This window comes from Sphingomonas sp., from assembly GCF_035490575.1.
GTDB lineage: Bacteria > Pseudomonadota > Alphaproteobacteria > Sphingomonadales > Sphingomonadaceae > Sphingomonas.
In genome coordinates, this window is sequence record NZ_DATJLI010000080.1 from 1 (window position 1) to 24,383 (window position 24,383).

The window sequence follows — 24,383 nt, forward strand, 5'->3', positions numbered from 1 at the left end:
CCCGTTACCAGTAGCGCAACCACCAGCGGCACGATGGTCATCCGAAGGGCGTTCAGCCACATCGTGCCGATCGGCTGTGCGACGGCGGTGCCCGCCAGCGCCGCGTCGGGCCGTGCCGCGGCCAGCAGGACACCGGCGGCGATGCCCACAATCAGTGCCAACAGGATTCGCATCGGCTGCGACATGCTCGCCCTTCCCAAAAACGCGCGCTATCAGGCGATCCATAGCAGTGATGCAAGGTGAAGGGGCAACGCCCGATGGCAAGAAAATATTTCGGCACCGACGGAATTCGCGGCGCGACCAACATGTCGCCGATGACGGCGGAAATGGCGATGCGCGTCGGCATGGCCGCGGGCGCGCATTTCCTGCGCGGCGATCACCGCCACCGCGTGGTCATCGGCAAGGATACGCGGCTGTCGGGCTATATGCTCGAAAATGCGATGACGGCGGGCTTCACGTCGGTCGGCATGGACGTTGTGCTGGTGGGACCGATGCCGACGCCTGCGGTCGCCATGCTGACGCGGTCGATGCGCGCCGACATCGGCGTGATGATTTCCGCCAGCCACAATCCCTTTGCCGACAACGGCATCAAGCTGTTCGGCCCCGACGGCTACAAGCTGTCCGATGCCGACGAGGAAGCGATCGAGGCGCTGATCGACGGCCAGGTGCCGCTGGTCCCCTCGACCGAGATCGGCCGCGCCAAGCGGATCGAGGATGCGCGCGGCCGCTATATCCACTTCGCCAAGTCGACCTTTCCCGACGATCTGCGCCTCGACGGACTGAAAGTGGTGGTCGATTGCGCCAATGGCGCCGCCTATCAGGTCGCGCCATCGGCGCTGTGGGAACTGGGGGCCGAAGTGGTCGCGCTGGGCGTCACGCCCAACGGCCGCAACATCAATGACGGCGTGGGATCGACCGCGCCCGGCGTGTTGCAGGAAACCGTCGTCGCAACAGGCGCCGATATCGGCATCGCGCTGGACGGCGACGCTGACCGACTGATCGTGGTCGACGAACAGGGTCAGGTGATCGACGGCGATCAGTTGATGGCGACGATCGCCACCGGCTGGGCGCGGCGCGGGCGGCTGAACGGCGGCGGGCTGGTCGCGACCGTCATGTCCAATCTGGGGCTGGAGCGCTATCTGGGCGCGCAGGGGCTGGAGTTGATCCGCACCAAGGTCGGCGACCGTTACGTGCTGGAGGCGATGCGCTCGCGCGGATATAATGTCGGTGGCGAGCAATCGGGCCACATCATCCTGTCGGAATATGGCACGACCGGCGACGGGCTGGTCGCCGCGCTTCAGGTTCTGGCCGAGATCGTGCGATCGGGCGCGCCGGCCAGCCGCGTGCTCCACCGGTTCGACCGCGTGCCGCAGGTGCTGAAAAACGTCCGCTACGAACGCCCCGCCAAGCCGCTGGAGGCAACCAGCGTGATCGAAACGATCGCCGCCGCCGAACTGGAACTGGCGGGCCGGGGGCGGTTGGTCATCCGCCCGTCGGGCACTGAACCCGTCATCCGGGTGATGGCCGAGGGGGATGACGCCGCACAGGTCGAATCGGTGGTCGACCGCATCTGCGACGCGGTGCGCGCGGCGGCCTGACCCCAGCGCTTATCGCGGTTCGGTCATGGCGGGCGGGTCGCTGGCGGGGAAACTTTCCGCCAGCGCCTCGTCCAGCGCGTCCTCTTGTGCGTTCCGGGCGACGCTTTCGTTCATGCGCTCGATCTGTTCGGGGGTGGCGGGCAACTGGTGCCTCGCTTTCCATTCGCCATAGGGCATCCCGTAGACCAGCTCGCGGCCCGCGTCCTTCGACATGCCGCCGGCCTCCGCCACCCAGTCGCCCAGGCAATTTCGGCAGAATCCGGCCAGACCCATCAGGTCGACATTCTGGGCATCGGTGCGGTGGCGAAGGTGCCTGACCAGCCGGCGAAACGCCGCGGCGGCGACCTTGTCGTCCAAATTGTCGATGTCTGCCATTTTCGCAATCCTATGCACGGTTGATCCGTGGCCAATATCGGCTACCAACCGCCGCGGACAAGCCGAGGAGCGTATCCAATGACCAAGGCCATGCCGCCACGCACGCGCAAGGTGCGCGTTCTGGCGACGCTGGGACCCGCCAGCAGCAGCCCCGAAATGATCGCCCGGCTGTTCGAGCGCGGCGCCGACGCATTCCGCATCAACATGAGCCACGGCGATCAGGCATCGAAAGTGCCCGTGATCGAAGCGATCCGCGCGCTGGAGGCCGAATATCGCCGCCCGACGACGATCCTCGCCGATCTTCAGGGGCCGAAGCTGCGCGTCGGCAAGTTCGCCGATGGCCGCGTCACTCTGGAAACCGGCCAGACCTTTACCTTCGACCGGTCGCCCGAGCCGGGCGACGCGACGCGCGTCGAATTGCCGCACCGCGAAATCTTTGCCGCGATCGCGCGCGATGCGCGGCTTCTCCTTGACGACGGCAAGCTGACGCTGCGCGTCACCGACCATGACGACGACCGGATCGAAACGGTGGTCGAGGTCGGCGGCGCACTGTCCAATTCAAAGGGGCTGAACGTCCCCGACGTGGTGCTGCCGATGGCGGCGCTGACCGAAAAGGATATCAGCGACTTGGCCTTTGCGGTCGAGCAGGGCGCCGACTGGATCGCGCTGTCGTTCGTGCAGCGGCCCGAGGATCTGGCCGAGGCGCGCAAGCTGATCGCGGGCAAGGCCGCGCTGCTGGCCAAGATCGAGAAGCCCTCCGCCGTCGCGCGGCTGGACGAGATTGTCGAGCAGTGCGACGGCGTGATGGTCGCGCGCGGCGATCTGGGCGTCGAACTGCCGCCCGAATCGGTGCCGCCGCTGCAAAAGCGCATCGTCGAGACCTCACGCCGGCTGGGCCGCCCGGTCATCGTCGCGACGCAGATGCTCGAATCGATGATTACCGCGCCCACACCAACCCGTGCCGAGGTGTCGGACGTGGCGACCGCTGTTTACGACGGCGCGGATGCGATCATGCTGTCGGCCGAAAGCGCCGCCGGTGCCTGGCCCGCCGAATCGGTCATGATGATGGACGCGATCGCCAATTCGGTGGAGCGCGATCCCGCGCATGGCGACCGCGTGCACTTCACCGTCACCACGCCCGACCCGACCACGGCGGACGCGCTGGCGGCGGCGGCCAAGGCCATCGCCCTGACCGCCAATGCATCGGCGATCATCTGTTTCACCCTGTCGGGTTCGACCGCACGGCGGATCGCGCGCGAACGCCCGTCGGTGCCGATCCTGGTGCTGACCCCGCGTGCACAGACCGCGCGGCGGCTGGGTCTGCTATGGGGCACGCACGCGGTTCAGACGCGCGATGTCGCCTCGTTCGAGGAAATGGTCGCCAAGGCCAAGCGGATGGCGCTGCGCCACGGCCTGGCCAAGGGCGGGGAGCGTGTGGTGGTTTGCGCCGGCGTGCCGTTCGGCGTGCCGGGGACAACCAACGTGCTGCACGTCACCCAGATCATCGGCGACGAATTGAAGAACCACGAGGGTTGAGGCGCGCGGGCTGCGCGGGGGTCAGTCCCCCGCGCAGCTGTCCCCCGCCCCGCCATCGAGGTCGAGGCAGCGGCCGTCGACCTCGCCGGGCTTGAGCGGCAGGTCGACCAGCGCCGCGAAGCTGGGCATGATGTCGATCGTTTCCACCGCCAGCGGCTGTTCGAAATGGCTCAGCCCCCGGCGCCAGAACAGGATCGGCACGCGGCGGTCATAGTCCCACGGGCTGCCATGCGTCGCGCCGCCCTGGCTGGGCGTGATGCCCGATTTCAGGAACACGACGAAATCGCCCGACCGTTCGGCGTCATAGGCCGCACGCTGTCGCTCGATCAGCGTCCAGCTGTCGGGCAACGTCGTCGGCATCGGCGTCGCGCGCACGTCGTCGGCGGTCAGCACGGAGGCGACCTGCGGGTGGCCGCGATAGGCGGCCGCCGCCGCCTCGATCACGCGCGCTCGCATCGCCGGATCGGTGACTTCGGGCGCGACCCAGACATCGCCGTTGAGCGAGCCATAGAGCAACTGCCCGCCCGTCCAGCCCAGATCGGGCGCCAGCGTCCGGCCCAGCGCCGCCGGGGCCAGCGCGACATCGACGCGCGCGGCCGCGGGCACGCCGCGCTGCTGCTCGCGTTCAGGCAGGTCGTTGCCGCCATGGTCGGAGGAAAAGGCGATGACATAATCGACGCCCGTTGCGTCCAGCGCAGTCATCAGTTCGCCGACCGCGCGGTCGACGGCGGCGACCTGGATGCACATTTCCGACCCGCCGGTGCCGTAACGATGGCCGACATAATCGGTCGCCGACAGGCCCACGGTCAGCACGTCGGTCGCCGGGCCGCGACCCAGCTTCATATCCTCGACAAGTGCGACCGCCAGTCTGGTGACGGCATCGTCAAAGCGGGGGGAGGCCTTCCAGCGGCTCTCTTCGCCCGCGTCCCGCTCGAACCGCCCGTCGCCCATCCGCGCCTCGCCCACCGTCACCGGATTGGCGAAGTCCCGGCACCATTGCGGCAGGTCGAGCGCGGGGGCAGGCGCCGCGATCTCGCTGCGGACCGCCGCGTTGATCCGCGTGACGGCAGCGGGCGGCGTCGGCGTCGTCGTGGTGACAAAGCCGGTGCCGTCGCGCCAGAACCAGATCTGGTCCATCGCATGACCGCCCATCATGATGGCGGCGCGGTCCTTGCCCGCGACCGATACGGTGCGCGTGCGCGGATCGCGCGCCTTCAACCGCTCGCCAAGCGTGGGGACGCGCAGATGCACGTCGCTGGGCACATAATCGCGAAACGTGCCGCGCCGCTCATCCTCCGCGCAATAGACTTCGCCGGGGCGCGGCCCTTTGAAATCATACCAGTTGTTGGCGACGATACCGGTGCGCGCCGGACGGCTGCCGGTCATCAGCGTGGCATGGCCGGGACAGGTTTCGGTGGCGGCATGGCTTTGATAGCCATTGGGGAACGCGACCCCCTGGGACAGGCGCTTCAGCCCGCCGGTGAAATAGGGGCGATATTGCGTGAACAGGTCGGTGGAGAACTGGTCCGACGATACCATCACGATCAGCTTTGGCGGCGTCGTGGCCGGTGCCTCCTGCGCGGCCAGCGGGGTCGCCGACACGGACAGAAGCGCGGCGGCGCGGGCAAGGGTGCGGGACATCGACATGGCGCGACTTTCGGCTGAACGGTAAAACCGTCCCATCGCGTGCCAGCATGACGATTTCGTGGCGTTCAGCGCGCCAAGAGTCGATGTTCGATCAGAAACCGGCGAAACCCGGCGGCGTCGCTGAAATGGTGCGCGTGGATACCCATCGCCGATGCCGCGTCGACATTGGCGGGGTTGTCGTCGACAAACACTGCCTGTTCGCCACTCAGGCCGAACCGGTCGAGCGCGAGCGCGTAGATCGCGGGATCGGGCTTGACCAGCCGCTCCTCGCCCGAAACGACGACATCGCGGAACCGGTCGAACAGAGCGGGCCATGCCGCGCGGAAGGGGGGCCAGAATTCGTGGCTGAAATTGGTGATCGCGAACATGGGCACGCCCGCGGCGTCCAGCGATTCGACAATCTCGTGCATTCCCGCCACCGGCCCGCCAACGCTTTCGTTGAAGCGCGGACCCCAGGCGGCGATCAGATCGGCATGTTCGGGATGGCGCGCGGCCAGCTCGGCCGATGTTTCGGCAAAGGCGCGGCCTTCATCATGCTGATAATGCCATTCGGGCGTCACCACATCGCGCACGAACGCTTCGAGCGCCCGATCGTCGCCGATCAGGCGCTCGTAAAGGAAGCGCGGATGCCAGTGGAACAGGACATTGCCGATATCAAAGATAACGGCATGTGGGGCAGGCATGGTGTCCATGGCCCCGGTCCCGGCGGCGATCAGCCCTGGCGTGCCTTAAAGCGGCGCTGGGTCTTGTTGATGACGTAAACGCGGCCACGGCGGCGGATCACGCGGTTGTCGCGGTGACGCCCCTTGAGCGACTTGAGTGAATTGACGATCTTCATGACCGGCTCGCTGTCCAAATATTTCGCGGGAAAAAGTGAGGCGCTCGCCTAGCCGCGCGGCCCGCCCGCGTCAAGGCGAAAGCGGGGAAGCCAAAGCGTTGCCGGTGCGTTACGATATCGCGCCGGGCCGTGGAATCGCCCGGCGGCATCTCTAAGGAAACCGCCATGCGTATCGCGTCCATTGCCGTTCTAGCCGCCACCGCCACGCTTGCCAGCGCCTGCACGATGGGCGGTGCACGAACCGGGCCGGTCGAGGTGATTCGCTATCATCTGGGCGAACCGATCGCACCGGGCACGTTCGGCATTGATCGCGACGCGGCCGGTCCGGGCACGATGTCGAGCGATTACGGAATGCAGGTCGACGCGGTCGCCGCCGAATTGTCGCGAATCGGCTTCACACGCGTGCCCGACGGCGCCGGCTCGCTCTATCTGCTCGAAGTGACGATGGACCGCCAGCAGGTCGGCACCACCCGCGTGGGGCCACAGATCGGGCTGGGTCTGGGCGGAGTTTCGGGCGGCCGGGGCGGCGGTGTCGGCGGCGGCCTGTCGACGCAGCTCGGTGGATCGACGCGCGCGCTGATCGGCAATGAAATGACGGTGAAGCTGCGCCGCCGCACCGACCAGACCGTGGTGTGGGAAGGGAATGCGCGCACCGCGGGCACTGCCCCTGCCGATGTCGGCGCGGCGCAGGCACAGGCCGGTCGGCTGGCAAATGCATTGTTCAGGGACTTTCCGGGGCAGTCGGGATTCACTACCACCGTGCCATGACGATCGACGTGAACGCCGCTTTTGACAGCGGCAATATCGAACTGGTGGGCATCGACGGCGACCGGGTGGACCTGAATATCCGCCGCGATGCCCATTCGGACTTCTATCAGTGGTTCCATTTCCGCGTGAGCGGGATAAAGGGGCGCACGCTGACCTTCCGCCTGATGAACGCAGGCGGGGCGGCCTATGCCTTTGGCTGGCCGGGCTATCGCCCGCGCTTGTCCACCGATCGCGCGCAATGGGCGATGGTCGGGGCCAGTGAATATCGCGACGGCGTGCTCAGCTTCACCCACCGGTTTGACGGCGATGTGGCGTGGTTCGCCTATTTCGCGCCCTATTCGATGGAGCGGCACCACGACCTGATCGCGCGCATGGCGGCGATGCCGGGGGTGTCGCACCGGACGCTGGGCCACTCGCTCGACCGGCAGGCGATCGACTGCCTCGACGTCGGCACCGGGCCGAAACAGGTCTGGATCTACGCTCGTCAGCACCCCGGCGAATCGATGGCCGAATGGTTCATGGAAGGCGCCCTCGAAAAAATCACCACCCCCGGCGACGCGACGGCCGCGCTGCTGCGGGAGAAGGCAACGCTGCATCTGGTGCCCAACATGAACCCGGATGGCTCGCGGCGCGGGCACCTTCGCACCAATGCGGCGGGCGTGAACCTCAACCGCGAATGGCACGCGCCGACGCCCGATCGCTCGCCCGAAGTGCTGTGCGTTCGAAATGCCATGGATGCGACCGGCGTCGACTGGGCCATGGACGTGCACGGCGACGAGGCGATCCCCGCCAATTTCCTGGCCGGGTTCGAGGGGATTCCAAGCTGGACTGATACACTGGGCGAGCGGTTCTATGCCTATCAACAGCGGCTGGCGGATAACACGCCGCTGTTCCAGACGGCGCTCGGCTATGACAAAACACCGCCGGGCCGAGCCAATCTGTCGATGTCGACCAACCAGCTCGCCGAACGATTCGGCGCGGTTTCGATGACGCTGGAAATGCCGTTCAAGGATCACGACCCGTTGCCCGACGCGGTGCATGGCTGGTCGCCCGATCGATCAAAGGCGCTGGCCCATGCCTGTCTCGACACGCTGGCCGAACTGATCTGAAGTCGAACGGCGCGGCGCACCTGGCGGTTGGCGGGTGCACCGCCAAAAGCGGATTCATCGCCGGGCAAAGGGCAAAAGCCCCGCGCAACAAAGCCTCTGGCGCCCACCGGCCCGCTTTGCTACGCAGCGCCACCACGCACCCGTAGCTCAGCTGGATAGAGCGCTGCCCTCCGAAGGCAGAGGCCACAGGTTCGAATCCTGTCGGGTGCGCCAATTTCAATAGGCGGGTAGACTAGGGGCGCCAGTCCCGCTTTCCATCGTCTTCCCGGCGAGATGCGTCGGCATATTGGTGCCTGCCGCACGCCTCGGTTGCGAAGGTTCGTCGTGTCGATGTCCGCCAGGCTCGAACTGAGCCGCAATCCCCGAGCAGCTATGACAAGCCCCGCACGGCGCCGGTCTGTCTGCTGCCCTGTCACCCGAGCATTGGGGGACGCGCCTGTGCCTGGGCCTTCAGCACCAGTTCGGCGGCCAGCAACGCCTGTGCTTGGTCCTGCGCCACCTCGGTGCGCTCAACCACGTCGCTGACGAATTGCGGGCCGAAGGGCAGCGGCACCTTGCTGCAATCGATGTAACGCGAGCCGTTGGCGTCGGTAATCAACAGGTGATCGCCCCCCGGACGACCGGCGACATCGACATATTTACGCAGTTCGATGAACCCCTCGGTGCCCAGGATGAACAACCGCCCGTCGCCCCAGGTCGACAGGCCGTCAGGGGTGAACCAGTCGACGCGGATATAGCCGGTTCCGCCGTCGCCCGTCACCGTCATGTCGCCGAAATCCTGAAAGCGCGGATGTTCGGGCGTGCCGACATTCCCCGCTTGTGACGCAACAACATCGGCACGGGTCGAGCCGGTATAGAACAGGAACTGGTCGGCCTGGTGGCTGCCGATATCGGTCAGGATGCCGCCATAGCGCGCGGTGTCGAAGAACCATTGCGGGCGCGATGCCGGACTCATCCGGTGCGGGGCCAGGTTGACGGTCTGCACCACCTTGCCGATGGCGCCGGCCTTGACCAGTTCGCCCGCCTTGACCGCGGCGCGCACTTCGAACCGTTCGGAATACATGATCGCGAACTTGCGCCGCGTCTCGCGGATCGCCGCGCGCACATCGGCCAGTTGGTCGAGGCTGGTGATACCCGGCTTGTCCGACAGGAAATCCTTGCCCGCGCGCATCACGCGAATGCCAAGCGGCGCGCGCAGATCGGGGATCGACGCGCTGGCGACCAGTCGGATGCCCTGATCCTCAAGGATTTCCGCCTCGCTGCGCGCACGCTTCACATTGCCGTAACGACGCGCAAACGCCGCGAATTGCCGTGCGTCGGGGGCATGGACGGCCGCCAGCGTGCCACCGCCGCGGATCAGCGCATCGGTCATGGCGTAGATGTGCGAATGGTCGAGACCGATCACGCCAAAGCGGATGCGGTGCCGCGCGCTCGGGTCGGCACCGCGTGGCGCGCCCGTATCGGGCGCGGCATTGCCCTGGGTGCCCGACTGCGCGCGCGCATCCCCGCTCATCGTCAGCGCTACGCCTGCTCCGGCAAAGCCGGCCCCGGCCAGCAGCGCGCGTCGGTCGATCGGGTTCATCTCCGTCCTCTCCTGGATAGCTACGTCACAAAAGATGTCTTACAGGTTTTTATATTGGCCTGCTACCTTCGCTATGTTAGCCAATGTGAAACGGCACCGAAGCCGGGGCAAATGAGCGAGAGGGGGCAGCATCCCGTGTACATGACGCAGGCAATGCGCTGGTTCGGCGCATCTGATCCGGTGAAATTGAGCGAGATCCGCCAGGCCGGCGCCTCCGAAATCGTCAGCGCGCTCCACGACATCCCCAATGGTGAGATCTGGCCGACCCACCGCATCCGCGAACACAAGCGCCGGATCGAGGCCGCCGGGCTTGGCTGGACCGTTGTCGAAAGCGTGCCGGTGCATGACGCGATCAAGACGCGTTCGGCGGGGTGCGACGCTTATATCGACGCATATCGCCACACCCTGACCAATCTTGCCGAATGCGGGATCGGCGTCGTCACCTATAATTTCATGCCGGTGCTCGACTGGACGCGCACCGACCTTGGCTGGGAACTGCCCGACGGCGCGCGCGCGCTGCGCTTCGAGTTGGAAGCCGCGGCGGTCTATGACCTTCATATCCTGTGTCGTCCGGGGGCGGAGCGCGATTATTCCGCCGCGATGGTCGACAGCGCCGCTCGCCGCTTCGCCGTAATGGACACGGCACAGTGCGACGCGCTGGAACGCACGATCATCGCCGGCTTGCCGGGCAGCGAGGACGGCTTCACCCGAAGCCGCTTCCGGGACGCGCTGGCGCTCTATGGCGACCTCGGCGCCGACGGACTGCGTGCCAGCCACATCGCGTTTCTGGAGGCGGTCTGCCCCCATGCGGAGGCGCTGGGCATCCGGTTGGTCGTGCATCCCGACGACCCGCCCTTCCCGCTGTTCGGCCTGCCGCGCGTCGTCAGCACCGAGGCCGATGTCGCCCGCCTGTTCGACGCGGTGCCCAGTCCCGCCAACGGCCTGTGCTTCTGTGCCGGATCGTTCGGCGCGCGCGCCGACAACGACCTGCCCGGCATGGTCGAGCGGCTGGGCAGCCGCATCGGCTTTCTCCACCTGCGTTCGGTCCAGCGCGAAGCGAACGGCGCCTTTCATGAGGCGGAGCATCTGGCGGGCGATGCCGGGATGGCGGGCATCGTCGCGGCGATCCACGCACTGCAACGGCGCGAAGGCCGGTCGATCCCGATGCGGCCCGACCATGGCCACCAGATGCTCGACGACCTCGATAAAGTGACGCTGCCGGGCTATTCGCTGCTGGGGCGGATGCGCGGGCTGGCCGAACTGCGCGGGCTGGAGCGCGGCATCGCCCATGTCCGCGCGCAACAACCGGCACTCGCACAGGGCTGAGGCCCCGACAACCGGACAAGGCGGGACATCCGCATCAAGGAGAGCAACAGCGTGACGGCACCCGAAGCGGCCCCCGGCCACCCGCCCACACCGGCCAGCCCCACAAAGCCGGCCAGCAACGTCCGCTGGATCATCTGCGCGCTGCTCTTCTTCGCGACCACGATCAATTACATCGACCGCCAGATCATCGGCATCCTGAAGCCCACGCTTCAGGCCGAGCTTGGCTGGAGCGAAATCGATTACGGCACCATCGTCTTCTGGTTTCAGGCCGCTTACGGCATCGGCCTGTTGGCGTGCGGGCCGATCATCGACCGGATCGGGTCGAAACTGGGCTATGCCGGCGCCATCGCGATCTGGAGCTTCGCGGCGATGGCGCACGCGCTGTTCCGCACGCCGGGCGGCTTTTCATTCGCGCGATTCGCGCTGGGGCTGGGCGAGGCCGCGAACTTCCCCGCAGCGATCAAGTCGGTGGCCGAGTGGTTCCCCAAAAAGGAGCGCGCGCTCGCTGCCGGCATCCTGAACGCCGGGGCCAATGTCGGCGCCATCGCCACGCCGATCGTCGTGCCCGTGCTGGCGATCCAGTTCGGCTGGCAGGCGGCGTTCATCGTCACGGGTATGCTGGGTTTTGTCTGGCTGGCAGTGTGGCTGATCTATTATCGCGCACCCGCGCAACATCCGAAAGTGTCCCCGTCCGAGCTTGCCTATATCAACGCCGACGCGCCGACGATGGAGGAGGAACCGAAGATTCCGTGGCGGACGCTGTTCCGCCATCGCGGCACCTGGGCGTTCATGAGCGCAAAATTCCTGACCGATCCGGTCTGGTATCTGTTCCTGTTCTGGCTGCCCGATTTCTTTGCCAAGCGCCACGGGCTGGATCTGACCAGCTTCGGCCCGCCGCTGATCGCGGTGTATCTGCTGGCCGATGTCGGCAGCGTAGGCGGCGGCTGGCTGTCGTCAGCACTGATCCGGCGCGGTTACAGCGTCAATGCGGGGCGCAAGCTGGCGCTGCTGGTCTGCGCGCTGTGCGTGCTGCCGATCTTTGCGGCCAGCACGGTATCGGGACTGTGGACCGCGGTCGGCATCATCGGCCTGGCGGCGGCGGCGCATCAGGGCTGGTCCTCGAACCTCTACACCATGGTGTCGGATACCTTCCCACGCAGTTCGGTGGCGTCGGTGATGGGCATCGGCGGCGCGGCGGGCGCCGTCGGGGGTATGCTGATGGCCAATTATGTCGGCCGGGTGCTAGAAAGCGTCGGCAGCTATGCCCCGGTGTTCGTCTGGGCGGGCAGCGCCTATCTGGTCGCGCTGGCGATCGTTCACCTGCTCGTCCCCCGGCTGGAGGCCGCGCCCGCCCCGACGGTCACACGCTGACCAGATCCTTTGGCCATTCGATGATGCGCCCGGTGTCCATCGCCTGCTCCCCGAGCAGCGATGCGACGCTGGCGTGATAGGCCTGATACAACAGGCCCGGCAATTCGCGCCCGCTGCGGACGGCTTCGCCAAAGCCCTCGAACTGGAGCATCGTTTCGTCATACTCGCCCCATTTCAGCGGATCGCCGGGGGTGCGGACGGGCAGTTCGGGGAACCAGGTCGCGCCGCCGATCGGGATCGGCCGCTTGCGACCGCCCTGCACGTCGCATTGCAACTGCGCCAGTTGCGCGGCACGCGGCGCGTTTTCGGAATAGATGCGACCCAGTTCAGGCTCGATCGTCCCCTTGCTGCCCTGAATCTGCTCCTCGCATCCATAGCGGGCATTGTTCAGCAGCGACGAATAGATCGTCTTCCGCCCGCCCGGATAGTCATAGATCAGCGCAACATGGTCATAGACCTCGCGCCCGTCCTTCCAGAAACAGATGCTGCCCGAACCCATGACGCGCGTCGGCAATGCGTCGAGGAACCAGTTGGCGACCTGAAGCTGGTGCGTGGCGAGTTCAGTCATCAACCCGGCTGAGCGATCACGATAAAGCCGCCAGTTGAGCTGACGGTCCAGTTCGCTGCCGGCGCCTTCGGGCAATTGCCGCCGCCAGCTCTTGTTGCGGTGCCAGCTTGCGCGGATTTGGGTGATGGCGCCGATATCGCCCGCCTTGGCGCGCTTCAATGCGTCGAGATAGGTGGGGTGGAACATGCGCTGGTGTCCGACCTGGAGCACCTTGCCACCCGCCCGCGCGCGCGTAATCATCGCGCCGCAATCGGCAACGGTGCGCGCCATCGCCTTTTCGCACCAGACGTGCAGCCCCGCATCGACCGCGTCAAAGGTCTGCCGCGCATGCAGGTCCAGCGGGGTCGCGATCACCACCGCGTCCAGCCCCCCGGCGTCGAGCATCGCGCGATAATCGGCAAAGGCGGGCGTCGATGCCGGCACCAGCGCCTTGCCGCGCGCCAGGTTCGGCGCATAGATATCGCATATCGCGGCGACGGTGCAGTTGCGGGTCTTGGCGATGTTCTGGATCAGCGCGCGGCCCCGGTCGCCCGTGCCGACCACGCCCAGCCGCACGCGCTCCCCCTGCGCCGGTGCGGCGGCGGCCGCCGCCGCCGCCGCCCATGGTGCCGCCGACAGCACGCCCACGCCGGCTGAGGCAGCCAGCACCCGGTCCAGAAAGGCACGGCGGGAAAGGTCGAAATCGCGTTCGTTCATAGGTCTGGGGTCCCGTAAGCACCGGCCTGCACGATCGGCACGCCTCGATGGGTGAACAGATGGCGGCCATGCGGCCGCTCGCGGATCAGCTTTTGCGTGGCGGCAACCGGCGCGACGATCAGCGCGGTGCTGATCGCTTCGGCCAGCGCGCCGCTGTCGTCGATGGCGATCGCCGTCGCGGGCGCGGTGACGACGGTGCCGTCACTGGCACGCACCATCGCCGCGCGTCCGGGCGCCATGAAGCCCGCGCCGATGGTGGCCGAAACCGACATCGACTGGTCGACGATCTCAAGCAGGATCAACTCGCATCCCGGTTGCACGGGATCGGGGACCGCGATCGGCCATGCCCCGCCCAACGGATGTTCGCCCAGCGCCGCAATCGAGCTTTCCCCCGCAGACAACAGCGCCGACCGGACGCCGTGACGGCGCAGCACCGATAGCGCACGGTCAAGGGCGTAACCCTTGCCGAACCCGCCGAAATCGAGCGCGGCGGGACCCTCGGCCTCGATCCGCGCTGCCGCGACATCGACCCGCACATCGCCCCAGCACCCCGCCTGCCCGGCGCTGGCGGTGGGGTCGAAATGCCCGGCGGTCTGCCGCCATGCTTCGCAAATGCCCGACAGCGCATCGAGCAACAACGGATCGTCAACCGCCACCGATCCGCCGCTCGCCAGCCGCTCGTTCAGCGCAGTCGCGGGCGACGGGCGGTGGATGGTCAGTGCATCGTCCACCGCCTCGACCGCTCGCTGCGCCTCGAACAACGCATCGGCGTCGCCCGCGCCGAACAGGTGGAGTTCGATGCGCGTGCCCATCGCCGCGAAGCGCACCTCGCGCATGTCGATCACCGTGTCGGTCAGGCGCGAAGCTCCCAGCCGGGTTCATATTCGACCGACCACAGCTTCATCGCATCGGCGCTCGACGGGCGGCCGGTGGCGGGATCGACGGTCAGCATCGCATCGGTGCGATAGGCCATATTGCCCAGGTGGCACAATGTCGTGCTGATATGCCCCTCCTGAATGGGGGAGGCCAGCGCCTGCTGCCGCCCCCGGATCACGTCGACAAAGTTCTGCGCGTGATAGACGTCGAGTGCGCCCTCACCCACGGTGCCGGTCGTCTCGGACTCGGCGGGCGCCTTGACCTCGCGCACCATCTTGCCGGCCAGATCGTAAAGTTCGAACCCGTTGCGGTCGACCACCGCCGAGCCTTTGGTGCCCAGCAGCAGCACCCCGCGTCCGCGGCCATAGGTCCGCATCCCGTTGCAGCTCTGCCCGTTCCAGCGGATCACGCGGTCGTCGTCGTAATTCAGGTCGAGCGCCATTGTGTCATACATCTCCCAGTCGTCACCCTCGAAGAAGTTACGCGACCCGCGTGCCGACACGGTGGTGGGATAGGTCACGCCCATCATCCAGCGGGCGATGTCCAGTTCGTGCATCGCATTGTTGCAGATTTCACCGGTCCCGTATTTCCAGAACCAGTGCCAGTTATAATGGACCAGGTTGGTGCGATACCGGTCGCGCGGGCGTGGTCCCTGCCACAGATCCCAGTCGAGCGTCGGCGGCGGTGCGGCGACCTGCCCCTTGCCGATCGACTTGCGATTATTGGCATACCAGGTCTGCGCCTCATACACCTCGCCCAGTTCGCCGGCGCGGACCATGTCGAGCAGTTGCCGCGTTTCCCGGCTCGATCGCTGCTGGTTGCCGACCTGAAGCACGCGGCCGGTGCGCTTCTGCGCGGCGATCAGTGCTTCGCCCTCGGCAGGCGCAATGCCGATCGGCTTTTCCAGATAGACATGCTTGCCCGCGTTCATCGCATCGACGCCGATCTTGGCGTGCGAGAAATCGGGCGTGGCGACGGTGATGATGTCGATGTCCCGGCCCGACAGCAGCCGGCGATAATCGCGCTCGGTGCGCGGGCGGGTATTGCCCTTCGCCGCAAATTCGTCGGCGCGCTTGGCCAGCACCGCGGCGTCGACGTCGATCAGGTGCGTGACCTCGACATTGGGCAGCTTGGCGAACGCGCTCATATGCGCCTGGCCGCGCCCGTTGATCCCGGCGACGCCCACGCGCAGCCGGTCGTTCGCGCCCTGTATCCGCGCATAGCTTTTGGCGGTCATCGCCAGCCCCGTCGCGGCGGCGGCGCTTTTTATCATCATGCGTCGATCGAACATCGAATCCCCTCCCCTTATCAGCGTTCGCGCAGCTTGATCGACCGGAAATCCACCCGGTCGCCATGATCCTGCAGCAGGATCGGGCCCGATTCCCATTCGCCGAAGCGCGGCCATTTGGCGTATTTGCTTGACGCGACCAGCCGCCGGAACTCGGGCGAGCCGCGTTCATATTCGACGACCTTGTATCCGTTCAGCCAATGTTCGACGTGATTGCCCCGCACGATCAGCAGTGCGCGGTTCCATTCGCCCGGCGGGTTGAAGCGTTTGCCGGGGCTGTCAGGATCGGACAGGTTGCGCGCCGTGATGAGGTCATACAACGACCCCAGCGTGCGGTTGCCGTCACGCCCCATCTTGGCATCGGGATGCAGCTTGTCGTCAAGCAACTGATATTCAAGGCCGATCGCCGACCCCTCTCCCTTCAACAGGTTCGGGTCGACAAAATATTTGATGCCGCTGTTCGCGCCCGGCGTCAGCCGGAAATCGACCGACAGCTCGAAATCGCTGAACTCGCGCGTGGTGATGATGTCGCCGCCATTGGTCGATTCGCCACCGTCCGATTTCTCGACCGTCAGCACCCCGTCGGCGATGCGCCAGCCTTTCGCCGGAAAGGCCGCGCCCTTGGCGCTGCGCCACCCGGCAGTGGTGCGGCCGTCCCACAACAGCGACCAGCCGTCACGCTTTTCGCCCGTACTCAACTGGTTGGCCAGCCATCCCTGCTGCTCCAGCCCGGTTTCGGGCAGCGCGTGGCGCGCGGGCGCGTCGGTCATCAGGCGGATATTGCGAAAGCGCACTTCGGGGCGTTTGGCGGCAATTTCGTCGGGCACCGAATGAACCTGAAACGCGATGAAGCCGCGCGCATCGGTATCGTCGACCAGATCGGCGGCGGGAACGCCGTTGACGAACGTGCGGATGCGGTTGCCGATCGCCTCCACCCGGTAACGGTTCCAGTCTCCGGGCTTGAAAGCCGTGCGCGCCGCATCGTTACGGCCCAGCGTATACAGCCACTGCCGGCGCTGTTCGTCATACAGCCCGCCGCTCCAGCCACGCTTCGACGGATCGATCTCGGCCTGATAGCCATGGACCACGCCATTCCGGTAATCGGGGCGGCTCTGACCCCGGATCATGACGCCCGAATTGAGCAGCGGATCGGTCCTTGCCTCGAACTCGATGATGAAATCGCCATATCGGTCGTCGGAGACCAGCCAGCTATTGGGGGTATCGGCCGCCGCGCGCCCGACCAGTTCGCCATTCTCGATCCGGTATTGCGCCTTGCCGCCCGCCACGTGCCACCCGGCCAGCCCGGCGCGCGGGGTGATGTCCCGCCAGCCCGACGCCGTCGTCTGAGCCGCTGCCGGTGCATGAAGCTGGGGCAGGCCCATTGCCGCCATCAGCACGCCAAACGCGATCCGTCGCTTCACGGTCGATCCCCTCCAAACCGTTCCTGTATCCGCCGCCGCCCGTGATCCCGACTCCTGGAGGGCCGAGGAACCGAACGCCTTGCCCGATGATCCTATGGCGTGGTCCGACCACATGCAATAGCGCTGTCTGACATGCCAGGCGTCAGCCCAGCTTGACCGTCCCCGTCAGAGGCGGCAAGCCGACGGGGCGACGAAACGGCGGCGATCTTTCGGGATCAGCGAGGGACGGAATGAAATCGGGCGAACATGGCGGCAAATTATATCGCGGGATCGTCGACGCGATCATGGCCGATATCGCGGCGGGCACCTATCCGGTCGGTTCGCGCCTGCCGGCCGAACGCGACCTGACCGAACGCTTCGGCGTCAGCCGCCCGACGATCCGCGAGGCGATGATCGCGCTGGAGATGCAGGGGCTGGTCGAAGCGCGCAAAGGGTCCGGCGTGTTCGTGCTGGCCTCCACCGCCGCCAGCGGGACCGACACCGAACTCGATATCGGCGCGTTCGAGATCATCGAGGCGCGCCGCCTGCTGGAAGGCGAGGTTGCCGCTGTCGCCGCGACGGAGATCGACCAAGAACAGCTCGATGAGCTTCGCGCCCTGGTCGACCAGATGGCGCAGGAGGATACCGCCGCCGCGGAGGCCGCCGACCGCCGCTTCCACATCGCCATTGCCGAAGCGACGGGCAATGCGGTCATCATTGCCGCCGTGACCGATTTCTGGGACATGCGCTTCCGCTCGCCACTGGCGCGCGAGGTTCTACGCAAGGCGGGCCATCTGGGCACCGAAAGCCGGTTGTCCGAACATGGTCGCATCCTGCGCGCGCTTGAGCGGCGTTCCCCCGTGGAGGCGCGCAGCGCAATGCGCGACCACCTGAACCGGCTGATTACCCATCTGCTCGACGTGACCGAAACCGAAGCGGTTGAGCGCGCGCGCGCCGAAACGGCCCGTCGCCGCCGCGCGCTGGAACGCCGCACGGTCTGACCGGCGCTTTACGCAAAGCTATTCACGCCGTCTTCATCGCGGCCCGGCGGCATCCGGTGTCGTTCTGGCGCATCATCGGTCAAGCCGGCTGCGAAAGTTGTTAGCCGATGTTGTCAGACAGCATTGGCGGTGTTACCCCCCTCATCTGATCCGGGACTCAAGATGCCGTCAGCGCATCGCGCCGGAACGCAAGATCGCTCGTGAACGAATCGACTTGTTGGAGGGGATATGACCATGGAATCGCACCGCAAATGCGGCCTGTTTGCGTCGTCCAGCGTGCTGGCGTTGCTGATCGCCGCGCCCGCCGCCGCCCAGACGGCCGACGCACCACCGCCGCCCGAAACACCCCCTGCCGCCGAAACCCAGGCCGATGACATCATCGTCACGGGCTTTCGCGCATCCCTGAACGACGCGCTGGTCCAGAAGCGGGAGGAAACCGCCGCGATCGACAGCATCGTGGCCGAGGATATCGGCAAGTTCCCCGACTCGAACCTTGCCGAATCGATGCAGCGCATTCCCGGCGTCGCCCTGTCGCGCGGCGATGGCGGCGAGGGGCGCAACATCTCGGTCCGTGGCCTGGGCGCGCAGTTCACCCGCGTCCGCATCAACGGCATGGAGGGCATCTCGCAGGTCAGCGCCAGCGACATTCGCGGGGGCGTCGGGAGCGGTTCGGGCCGTTCCTTTGACTTCAACACCTTCCCGACCGAGATTTTCTCGTCACTGGCGGTGCGAAAAACGATGTCGGCCGATGTCGAGGAAGGGTCGCTGGGCGCGACCGTCGACCTCAAGGCGCCAAAGCCGTTCGACAACCGCAAGGACTTCGTATTTTCCGCCACCGCGCGCGGCATCTACAACGACATCGCAAGGGAAGTGGACCCGCGCCTGTCGGCGCTGGTGTCCAAGAAGTTCGGCGACACCTTCGGCATTCTCGGCACCGTCGCCTATTCAAAGCGGCATATCGACGAATATGCCTATTCGGCGGTCAACGTCCTGCCGACCTATGTCGCGGGCCTGGGTCAGAACGTGCCGACCGCGCCGGGGGCGAGCACCACGACCAACGTGCTGTTCCCGTTCTGTACGCCCATCGGCTACACCTTCAATGGCAGTCCGGTGAACTCGCCCGCCAACGGCTTTGCCAACAGCGGCAATTCGGTCGGCGCCGACGCCAACAACTGCAGCACCGGCAACCCGCGCACCAGCACGCGGGAGGCATATGACTATATCATGAGCCGCGAGGGGGTATCGGGTCGCCCCGGCGGCGGCGTGTTCCTCCCCCGCCTGCCGCGTCCGGTCAAATCCAGCCAGGCGCAGGAACGCATCGCCGGGTCGCTGACGCTGCAATGGCAGCCCGATGACGACACCGACATCTCGATCGATGGCCTGTATGCCCGGTTCCAGGTCAACCGCCTCGATTCGATGATCGACGCCCGGTCGATGGGGCGCAACGCGTCGAACAACGGCCAGCCGATGATGTCGGTGCGCGATATCGAGGTCGATGACCAGGGTTCGCTGATCTATGCGCTGTTCGACGGCGTCGACCTGCGGTCGGAGATGCAGGACGAACGCTTCACCTCGACCTTCCGGCAGGTGAACCTGAACTTCGAACACCGCTATTCGGACAGCTTCCGGCTTTACGGCCTGGTCGGCTTTTCCGATTCGCGGCTGGACGTGAACAAGTTGCAGGTCGCGATCGACACCAACGACACCGATGATTTCTCAATCGACTTCCGCGACAATCCCGACATTCCCGCACTTGGTTACGGCGTCGATATCGCCGATCCGTCAATCTATCTCTACGGGCCGCCGCTCGCCAATGGCGACCAGCAGGGTCAGATTTCGTCGTTCGACCGGCAGAATGTGGTCATCAACCGCACGTTCGAAGTGAATGGCGAATGGGAAGCGGCGCCTGATTTCAAGGTGGTCGGCGGCGCACAATATCGCGAGGGCGATTTCAGCCTCGACGAACGCAGCCTGACCCCGGCCTTCGGCCTGCCGCTGACGCTGCCCGCCGGCGTCAACATCGCCGATTTCGCGACGACCACGACGGGCGTGGCCGACAATCTGGGCGGCCAGATGTCCGATTTCGTCACCATCGACCCCGACCGGTTCCGCGATGCCGTGGGCTTCGACAATTATCAGTTCTGCAGCGTCGAGTGCGGGCGCGGCTTTGGCCGGGTGGATGAGAAATATGCCTCGGGCTATCTGATGGTGAAGTTCGACACGCGCGACACGCTGCCTTTGTCGGTGCGCGGCGATGCGGGCGTGCGTTATGTCCATACCGAACTCGCCACCCAGGGCGTCATTCCGACCGCCGGGCCGCCGGGATCGGCGTTCCCGACGATCGGCGTGATCGCATCGGTCGACCGCACTTATGAAGACTGGCTGCCCTCGGCCAATCTGGCGATCGATCTCACCGACAACATCATCGCCCGCCTCGCCGCCGCGCGCGTCATGTCGCGGCCGTCCTATGGTCAGTTGATCCCCAGCGGCAACGTCAACACCGCGATCCGCACGGGTTCGTTCAGCAACCCGTTCCTCGACCCGATCCGCGCCAACACCTTCGACGCGGCGGTGGAATGGTATTTCGCACCCGGCTCATTGTTCTCGGTCGCCTATTTCCACAAGGACATCGAAACCTATATCCAGAACACGACCTCGCTGGTGCCGTTCAGCGAGCTGGGCCTGCCCGATTCGCTGCTGGTCGACACCAATGTGACGCCCGAGGATCTGTTCACCATCAGCCGCAGCGAGAACACGCCCGGCGGGCCGCTGCGCGGGTTCGAGGCCAATCTGCAACTGCCGCTGACCTTCCTGCCGGGCGTGCTGAGCAATTTCGGCGTGCTGGCCAATTTCACGCGCGTCCGTTCGGACATCGACTATATCCTGCAAAGCGCGAACGGCGTGCCGACGCTGACCACGACGGCGCCGCTGGTCGGCCTGTCGCCCGAAACCGCCAGCGGCACGCTGTTTTATGAGGATGACCGGTTCAGCATCCGCTCGACGCTGAACTACCGCGCGGGCTATTTCACCAGCATCCCGTCGGGTTCGGCGGACAGTGACGTGGTGGGCATGGCCGACACGATCTTTGTCGACGCATCGGCGTCCTACAATCTGACCGAAAACGTCAAGCTGATCGCGGAGGTTCAGAACATCACCAACGAACAGACGCGCATGTATGTCGACAGCGTGCGGCGTGATCCGCTCTATACATCCTATTTCGGGCGGACCTTTGCCCTCGCGGCCAACTTCCAGTTCTGAGCGATACGAAAACCGGTCTCCGGCATCAGAGTCGGGGACCGGTCCTTATGTCAGGCAAAGGATCAGAACTTGGCGCGCAACCCGAAATTCGCGCTGCGGCCAAAGGTGTGGATTTCGCTGAACTCGGCACGCGTGCCGGCATAGGAAACCTGGCGGCTGTCGAGAAGGTTCGTCACCTGAACGAACGCCTCCATATTGGGCAGGATGTCATAGCTGGCGCCCGCATCCAGGATGCCGAAGCCGTCCTGATAGAAATTGACCACATCGTCGGCGCTGGGCAGCGATGTCACCACCGCCCCGGCATCGGTCAGGTAAGCGCTGCGATAGGTATAGCTGACATTGACCTCGAACGGGCCGCGCTCGAAAAACGGGGTGATCGAGAAGCTGGTGTCCGACACCCCCTGAATGCCCGCCGACTGGACCCCGACATTGGCAAGATCGAGTTCGAGTTTCGACGTGGCGAACGTCGCCGTCGCGGTCACGCCGAGGCCGAAGGACAGCTTGTTGGTATAGCCAAGCTCGATCCCGGAAATCGTCGCGTCGCCGACATTGGTGGGCGTCGCCACCAGCACATTGACGGGCAGGGTCGAGCCGTCATTGACCGCGAATGCCAGCGTCCGAGTCTCGAAATCCGACGCGATATAGTCGCTGACATCCTTATAGAAGGCGGCGGCCGTAAACGCCCCGAACCGGTCGAAATACCATTCGAACGATACGTCCAGATTCCACGACGTATAGGGGCGCAGGTTGGGATTGCCTGCCGATGCCTGAAGATTGAGGTCGGGATCGGCCAGCGCGGCGGCGCCCTGGTTGAAGATCTGCGTCACGGTGACGCTGTTGGTGTTGATCGAGTTGCGAAGCTCCGACAGCGACGGGCGCGTCATCGTCCGCGCCGCCGCCAGCCGCAGCTGGATATTGTCGGCGACCGCAAAGCTGGCATTGGCGCTGGGCAGCCATTCGGCATAGTTCGCCCGCGTCTCCAGTGGGGTCACTTCCGTGGACACAGTGCCGTCGGCGGCCCGCACCGGGCTGACCGTGGTGCCGAGCACGTCGGTCGCCGTGCGGACATAGCGCAGGCCCAGATTGCCGGTGACGGGCACGCTGCCCGCGTCGGTGGCGAAATCGATCCGGCCATAGCCCGCGACCACTTCCTCGCCGATGCGATAGGAGTTTTGCAGGTCGGCGGCGGTGGGGGTCAGGTCGTCGGCGCTGGGGTTCACGCCGTCGAACGCGCTGCCCAGCGTGAACGCCTGATTGAACAGACCCCAATCGACATTGGTCCAGGGCTGGAACCGGCCGATCGACTGGTCGAACGCGTTGGACGGGACCGGAAAACCCAGGAAATCGGGGGTCTGCGTCACGCCTTCCCGCAGGGCGGCATTGCGGTCACGTCGGCGATAGTCGCGATAGCGATCCGAATACTGGCCGCCATACATCACCTTGGTGATCCTGAGGCCGCCCAGATCGAGTTCGGTATCGCGGGTGACGTTCAGAACCGCCGTCTTGTCCTCGTCGCGCGAATTGATCGGCCGCACGGCAAAGCTTTCGAACGGCATCAGCGAAGCGTCGGTCAGGTCCAGCGTCGTGAACAGCGAATTGACGCTGGCGTCCGACAGCACGTCATTGCTGAAATCGAACGTCAGATCGCCGCCGCGCCCGCTGGCGGTGCGATATTGAACGCGCTGGATCGGCGTCGTCAGATCGCTGTCGGCGCGCGCATAGCTGAAGCGCGGTTCGAACTGCCAGCCGTCGAGATCGAGCTTCATCGTGGCATTGAGTTGCAGGTTGCGATGCGACTGATCGAGATATTCGGAATAGTTGCGGATGCGTGCGCCGCGGATCGTGCCCGCGACCAGCCGCCCGTCCTCGACCACCGCGGTCTCGGGGTCGAGCCGGTCGAGCTGGCTGGGAATATAATAGGTCAGCCGCCGCTCGAACGTCTCGTTGTTGAATTGCGAGAACAGACCGTCGAGGTCGAACTCCAGATTGGGCGTGGGCCGCCACTGGATGCCCGCCACCGCGCTGATGCGTTCGCGGTCCTCAAGCTCCAGATAAGGCTGGGCATCGCCCGGCGTGCGGATCGTGCCGAACCCCGGCACCTCGGTGTCCGTCCAGCCAAGGCGCAGGCGATCGAACTGCACTTCGCGCCTTGAATAGGAAACACCCGCCAGCACGCCCAGCGTCTTGTCGGCATTATGCCACCCCGCCGCCAGCGAACCGTTCGGGTTCACCGTGTCGGTGCGCTCCTCATAACCGGCAAAGGCGGTGGCGGCGATGAAGCTGTCGCGGTCGAGCGGGTCGATCAGCCGGATGTCGACATTCGATCCGATCCCGTTTTCAACCAGATCGGCGGTCGGCGATTTGGTCACGACAATGCTGTCGATCAGCGTCGCGGGCAGCACCTGAAGCCGGAACTGGCGTCCCGACTGGCCCGAATTGCGGATATTTTCGTTATAGGCCAGCGGCATACCGTCGAACGTCACCGCCTGAAAATTGGGACCGAGGCCGCGAACGCTGATGAACTGGCCCTCGCCCGCTTCGCGAACGATGGTGACGCCGGGCACGCGTTGCAGCGCTTCGGCGACGTTGAAGGCGGGCAGCTTGCCGATATCGGCCGCGACGATCGCGTCGGAGATCGAATCGGCTTTGCGCTTCACATCCAGCGCGGCCTCGACACCGGCGGAAAAGGGCGCGGTGACGACGACATCCTCGCCCATCTCATCGCTCGCGACCGGAAGCGTTTGTCCGGCCGCCGCCGCGCGAGGGCGCACGATCAACGCCCCCCGCGCATCGCGCGTCACGTCGAGCGGCTTGCCCACGATCAGGCGGCGAACCGCGGTTTCGGCATCGAATGCGCCGGTCAACGCCGGTGCTTCCAGACCCGCGACGGCCGCCGGCGTGAACAGGATGTCGCTGCCGCTCTGGCGCGCGAGCTGTTCCAGCGCGCGGCCCATCGGCTGTGCCGCCAGCGCGACGCGCACCTGGCGGCCCGCTGCCTGGGCCGTGGCGATGCCCGGTGCGACCGCAGAAATCACGAGCGCAAGCGCCGCCGTGCGGCAAAGCTGCCGCTTCAACTTCGTCATGATGATGTTCCCCAACCCGCGCCCGTTATGGGCGTCCCGGTCCACCGACGATTACCGGGCGAT

19 protein-coding genes and 1 tRNA gene are annotated in these 24,383 nt (G+C 65.9%); 9 read left to right on the plus strand and 11 right to left on the minus strand.

The genetic code is table 11. The features are described 5' to 3' along the window. The coding region (locus VL973_RS06260) for a cation:dicarboxylate symporter family transporter (RefSeq protein WP_325283170.1) at positions 1 to 185 on the minus strand (185 nt) is incomplete at its 3' end. A gap of 72 nt (positions 186 to 257) precedes the next feature. Here VL973_RS06260 and glmM point away from each other — a divergent pair. Then, positions 258 to 1,598, plus strand: a complete 1,341-nt coding sequence (gene glmM, locus VL973_RS06265) for a phosphoglucosamine mutase (RefSeq protein WP_325283171.1) — start codon at positions 258 to 260, stop codon at positions 1,596 to 1,598. A gap of 9 nt (positions 1,599 to 1,607) precedes the next feature. Here glmM and VL973_RS06270 read toward each other — a convergent pair whose 3' ends face one another. Continuing rightward, on the minus strand, positions 1,608 to 1,973 hold the full coding sequence (locus VL973_RS06270) for a DUF1244 domain-containing protein (RefSeq protein WP_325283172.1): 366 nt from the start codon (positions 1,971 to 1,973) through the stop codon (positions 1,608 to 1,610). Between the two features lie 78 nt (positions 1,974 to 2,051). Here VL973_RS06270 and pyk point away from each other — a divergent pair, with 78 nt between their 5' ends. After that, positions 2,052 to 3,509 (plus strand): pyruvate kinase, encoded by a 1,458-nt coding sequence (gene pyk / locus VL973_RS06275; protein WP_325283173.1) that lies wholly within the window; start codon positions 2,052 to 2,054, stop codon positions 3,507 to 3,509. 21 nt (positions 3,510 to 3,530) lie between these two features. On the opposite strand, the gene VL973_RS06280 is transcribed toward pyk, so the two are convergent. The 3 genes from VL973_RS06280 to ykgO form a co-directional block, all read right to left on the minus strand. Next, positions 3,531 to 5,150: an alkaline phosphatase family protein gene (locus tag VL973_RS06280; RefSeq protein ID WP_325283174.1), complete on the minus strand. Its 1,620-nt coding sequence runs from the start codon at positions 5,148 to 5,150 to the stop codon at positions 3,531 to 3,533. Between the two features lie 71 nt (positions 5,151 to 5,221). Next, the gene (locus VL973_RS06285; protein WP_325283175.1) at positions 5,222 to 5,848 is read right to left on the minus strand and encodes an HAD family hydrolase; all 627 of its coding nucleotides are present in this window, start codon (positions 5,846 to 5,848) and stop codon (positions 5,222 to 5,224) included. Positions 5,849 to 5,868: 20 nt separating this feature from the next. Next, complete coding sequence (gene ykgO, locus VL973_RS06290; protein ID WP_066575973.1) at positions 5,869 to 5,994, minus strand: type B 50S ribosomal protein L36; 126 nt, start codon at positions 5,992 to 5,994, stop codon at positions 5,869 to 5,871. Positions 5,995 to 6,159: 165 nt separating this feature from the next. Between ykgO and VL973_RS06295 the strand changes: the two genes are divergently transcribed. The 3 genes from VL973_RS06295 (at position 6,160) to VL973_RS06305 (ending at position 8,084) form a co-directional block, all read left to right on the plus strand. Next, complete coding sequence (locus VL973_RS06295; protein WP_325283176.1) at positions 6,160 to 6,762, plus strand: DUF4136 domain-containing protein; 603 nt, start codon at positions 6,160 to 6,162, stop codon at positions 6,760 to 6,762. After that, a complete protein-coding gene (locus tag VL973_RS06300) occupies positions 6,759 to 7,871 on the plus strand; it encodes a M14 family metallopeptidase (RefSeq protein ID WP_325283177.1) in 1,113 nt (370 codons plus the stop codon). The genes VL973_RS06295 and VL973_RS06300 overlap by 4 nt, the downstream gene beginning before the upstream one ends. 136 nt (positions 7,872 to 8,007) lie before the next feature. Continuing rightward, positions 8,008 to 8,084, plus strand: a tRNA-Arg gene (locus tag VL973_RS06305). Positions 8,085 to 8,283: 199 nt separating this feature from the next. On the opposite strand, the gene VL973_RS06310 is transcribed toward VL973_RS06305, so the two are convergent. Further along, on the minus strand, positions 8,284 to 9,453 hold the full coding sequence (locus VL973_RS06310; protein WP_325283178.1) for a Gfo/Idh/MocA family protein: 1,170 nt from the start codon (positions 9,451 to 9,453) through the stop codon (positions 8,284 to 8,286). 111 nt (positions 9,454 to 9,564) lie between these two features. On the opposite strand from VL973_RS06310, the gene uxuA reads away from it, so the two are divergent. Further along, the gene (gene uxuA, locus VL973_RS06315) at positions 9,565 to 10,779 is read left to right on the plus strand and encodes a mannonate dehydratase (RefSeq protein WP_325283179.1); all 1,215 of its coding nucleotides are present in this window, start codon (positions 9,565 to 9,567) and stop codon (positions 10,777 to 10,779) included. 51 nt (positions 10,780 to 10,830) lie between these two features. Continuing rightward, the gene (locus VL973_RS06320) at positions 10,831 to 12,150 is read left to right on the plus strand and encodes an MFS transporter (protein ID WP_325283180.1); all 1,320 of its coding nucleotides are present in this window, start codon (positions 10,831 to 10,833) and stop codon (positions 12,148 to 12,150) included. Here VL973_RS06320 and VL973_RS06325 read toward each other — a convergent pair. From VL973_RS06325 to VL973_RS06340, 4 genes are read right to left on the minus strand one after another with little or no spacing between them, the layout of a single operon-like run. Further along, positions 12,140 to 13,414: a Gfo/Idh/MocA family protein gene (locus tag VL973_RS06325; RefSeq protein WP_325283181.1), complete on the minus strand. Its 1,275-nt coding sequence runs from the start codon at positions 13,412 to 13,414 to the stop codon at positions 12,140 to 12,142. The two genes, VL973_RS06320 and VL973_RS06325, sit on opposite strands and share 11 nt — an antisense overlap. Continuing rightward, the gene (locus tag VL973_RS06330; protein WP_325283182.1) at positions 13,411 to 14,250 is read right to left on the minus strand and encodes an FAD:protein FMN transferase; all 840 of its coding nucleotides are present in this window, start codon (positions 14,248 to 14,250) and stop codon (positions 13,411 to 13,413) included. Before VL973_RS06330 ends, VL973_RS06325 begins: the two co-directional genes overlap by 4 nt. A gap of 17 nt (positions 14,251 to 14,267) precedes the next feature. Further along, entirely contained in the window at positions 14,268 to 15,581 is a 1,314-nt protein-coding gene (locus VL973_RS06335) for a Gfo/Idh/MocA family protein (protein ID WP_325283183.1), read from the minus strand. A gap of 17 nt (positions 15,582 to 15,598) precedes the next feature. Continuing rightward, positions 15,599 to 16,999, minus strand: coding sequence for a 3-keto-disaccharide hydrolase (locus tag VL973_RS06340; RefSeq protein WP_325283184.1), 1,401 nt, complete (start codon positions 16,997 to 16,999; stop codon positions 15,599 to 15,601). Positions 17,000 to 17,229: 230 nt separating this feature from the next. Between VL973_RS06340 and VL973_RS06345 the strand changes: the two genes are divergently transcribed. Both VL973_RS06345 and VL973_RS06350 read left to right on the plus strand, forming a co-directional pair. Then, a complete protein-coding gene (locus tag VL973_RS06345; protein WP_325283185.1) occupies positions 17,230 to 17,979 on the plus strand; it encodes a FadR/GntR family transcriptional regulator in 750 nt (249 codons plus the stop codon). A gap of 228 nt (positions 17,980 to 18,207) precedes the next feature. After that, on the plus strand, positions 18,208 to 21,237 hold the full coding sequence (locus tag VL973_RS06350) for a TonB-dependent receptor (RefSeq protein WP_325283186.1): 3,030 nt from the start codon (positions 18,208 to 18,210) through the stop codon (positions 21,235 to 21,237). A 62-nt stretch (positions 21,238 to 21,299) separates the two neighbouring features. On the opposite strand, the gene VL973_RS06355 is transcribed toward VL973_RS06350, so the two are convergent. Further along, positions 21,300 to 24,320, minus strand: coding sequence for a TonB-dependent receptor (locus tag VL973_RS06355; RefSeq protein WP_325283187.1), 3,021 nt, complete (start codon positions 24,318 to 24,320; stop codon positions 21,300 to 21,302). Positions 24,321 to 24,383 lie beyond the last annotated feature (63 nt).

Coding starts and splice junctions, on each gene's coding strand:
- VL973_RS06335 (WP_325283183.1), bottom strand. CDS start 15,581: ATGTTCGATCGACGCATGATGATAAAAAGCGCCGCCGCCGCGACGGGG.
- glmM (WP_325283171.1), top strand. CDS start 258: ATGGCAAGAAAATATTTCGGCACCGACGGAATTCGCGGCGCGACCAAC.
- VL973_RS06300 (WP_325283177.1), top strand. CDS start 6,759: ATGACGATCGACGTGAACGCCGCTTTTGACAGCGGCAATATCGAACTG.
- VL973_RS06330 (WP_325283182.1), bottom strand. CDS start 14,250: ATGCGCGAGGTGCGCTTCGCGGCGATGGGCACGCGCATCGAACTCCAC.
- pyk (WP_325283173.1), top strand. CDS start 2,052: ATGACCAAGGCCATGCCGCCACGCACGCGCAAGGTGCGCGTTCTGGCG.
- ykgO (WP_066575973.1), bottom strand. CDS start 5,994: ATGAAGATCGTCAATTCACTCAAGTCGCTCAAGGGGCGTCACCGCGAC.
- VL973_RS06280 (WP_325283174.1), bottom strand. CDS start 5,150: ATGTCCCGCACCCTTGCCCGCGCCGCCGCGCTTCTGTCCGTGTCGGCG.
- VL973_RS06325 (WP_325283181.1), bottom strand. CDS start 13,414: ATGAACGAACGCGATTTCGACCTTTCCCGCCGTGCCTTTCTGGACCGG.
- VL973_RS06310 (WP_325283178.1), bottom strand. CDS start 9,453: ATGAACCCGATCGACCGACGCGCGCTGCTGGCCGGGGCCGGCTTTGCC.
- VL973_RS06270 (WP_325283172.1), bottom strand. CDS start 1,973: ATGGCAGACATCGACAATTTGGACGACAAGGTCGCCGCCGCGGCGTTT.
- VL973_RS06295 (WP_325283176.1), top strand. CDS start 6,160: ATGCGTATCGCGTCCATTGCCGTTCTAGCCGCCACCGCCACGCTTGCC.
- uxuA (WP_325283179.1), top strand. CDS start 9,565: ATGAGCGAGAGGGGGCAGCATCCCGTGTACATGACGCAGGCAATGCGC.
- VL973_RS06355 (WP_325283187.1), bottom strand. CDS start 24,320: ATGACGAAGTTGAAGCGGCAGCTTTGCCGCACGGCGGCGCTTGCGCTC.
- VL973_RS06350 (WP_325283186.1), top strand. CDS start 18,208: ATGACCATGGAATCGCACCGCAAATGCGGCCTGTTTGCGTCGTCCAGC.
- VL973_RS06285 (WP_325283175.1), bottom strand. CDS start 5,848: ATGGACACCATGCCTGCCCCACATGCCGTTATCTTTGATATCGGCAAT.
- VL973_RS06345 (WP_325283185.1), top strand. CDS start 17,230: ATGAAATCGGGCGAACATGGCGGCAAATTATATCGCGGGATCGTCGAC.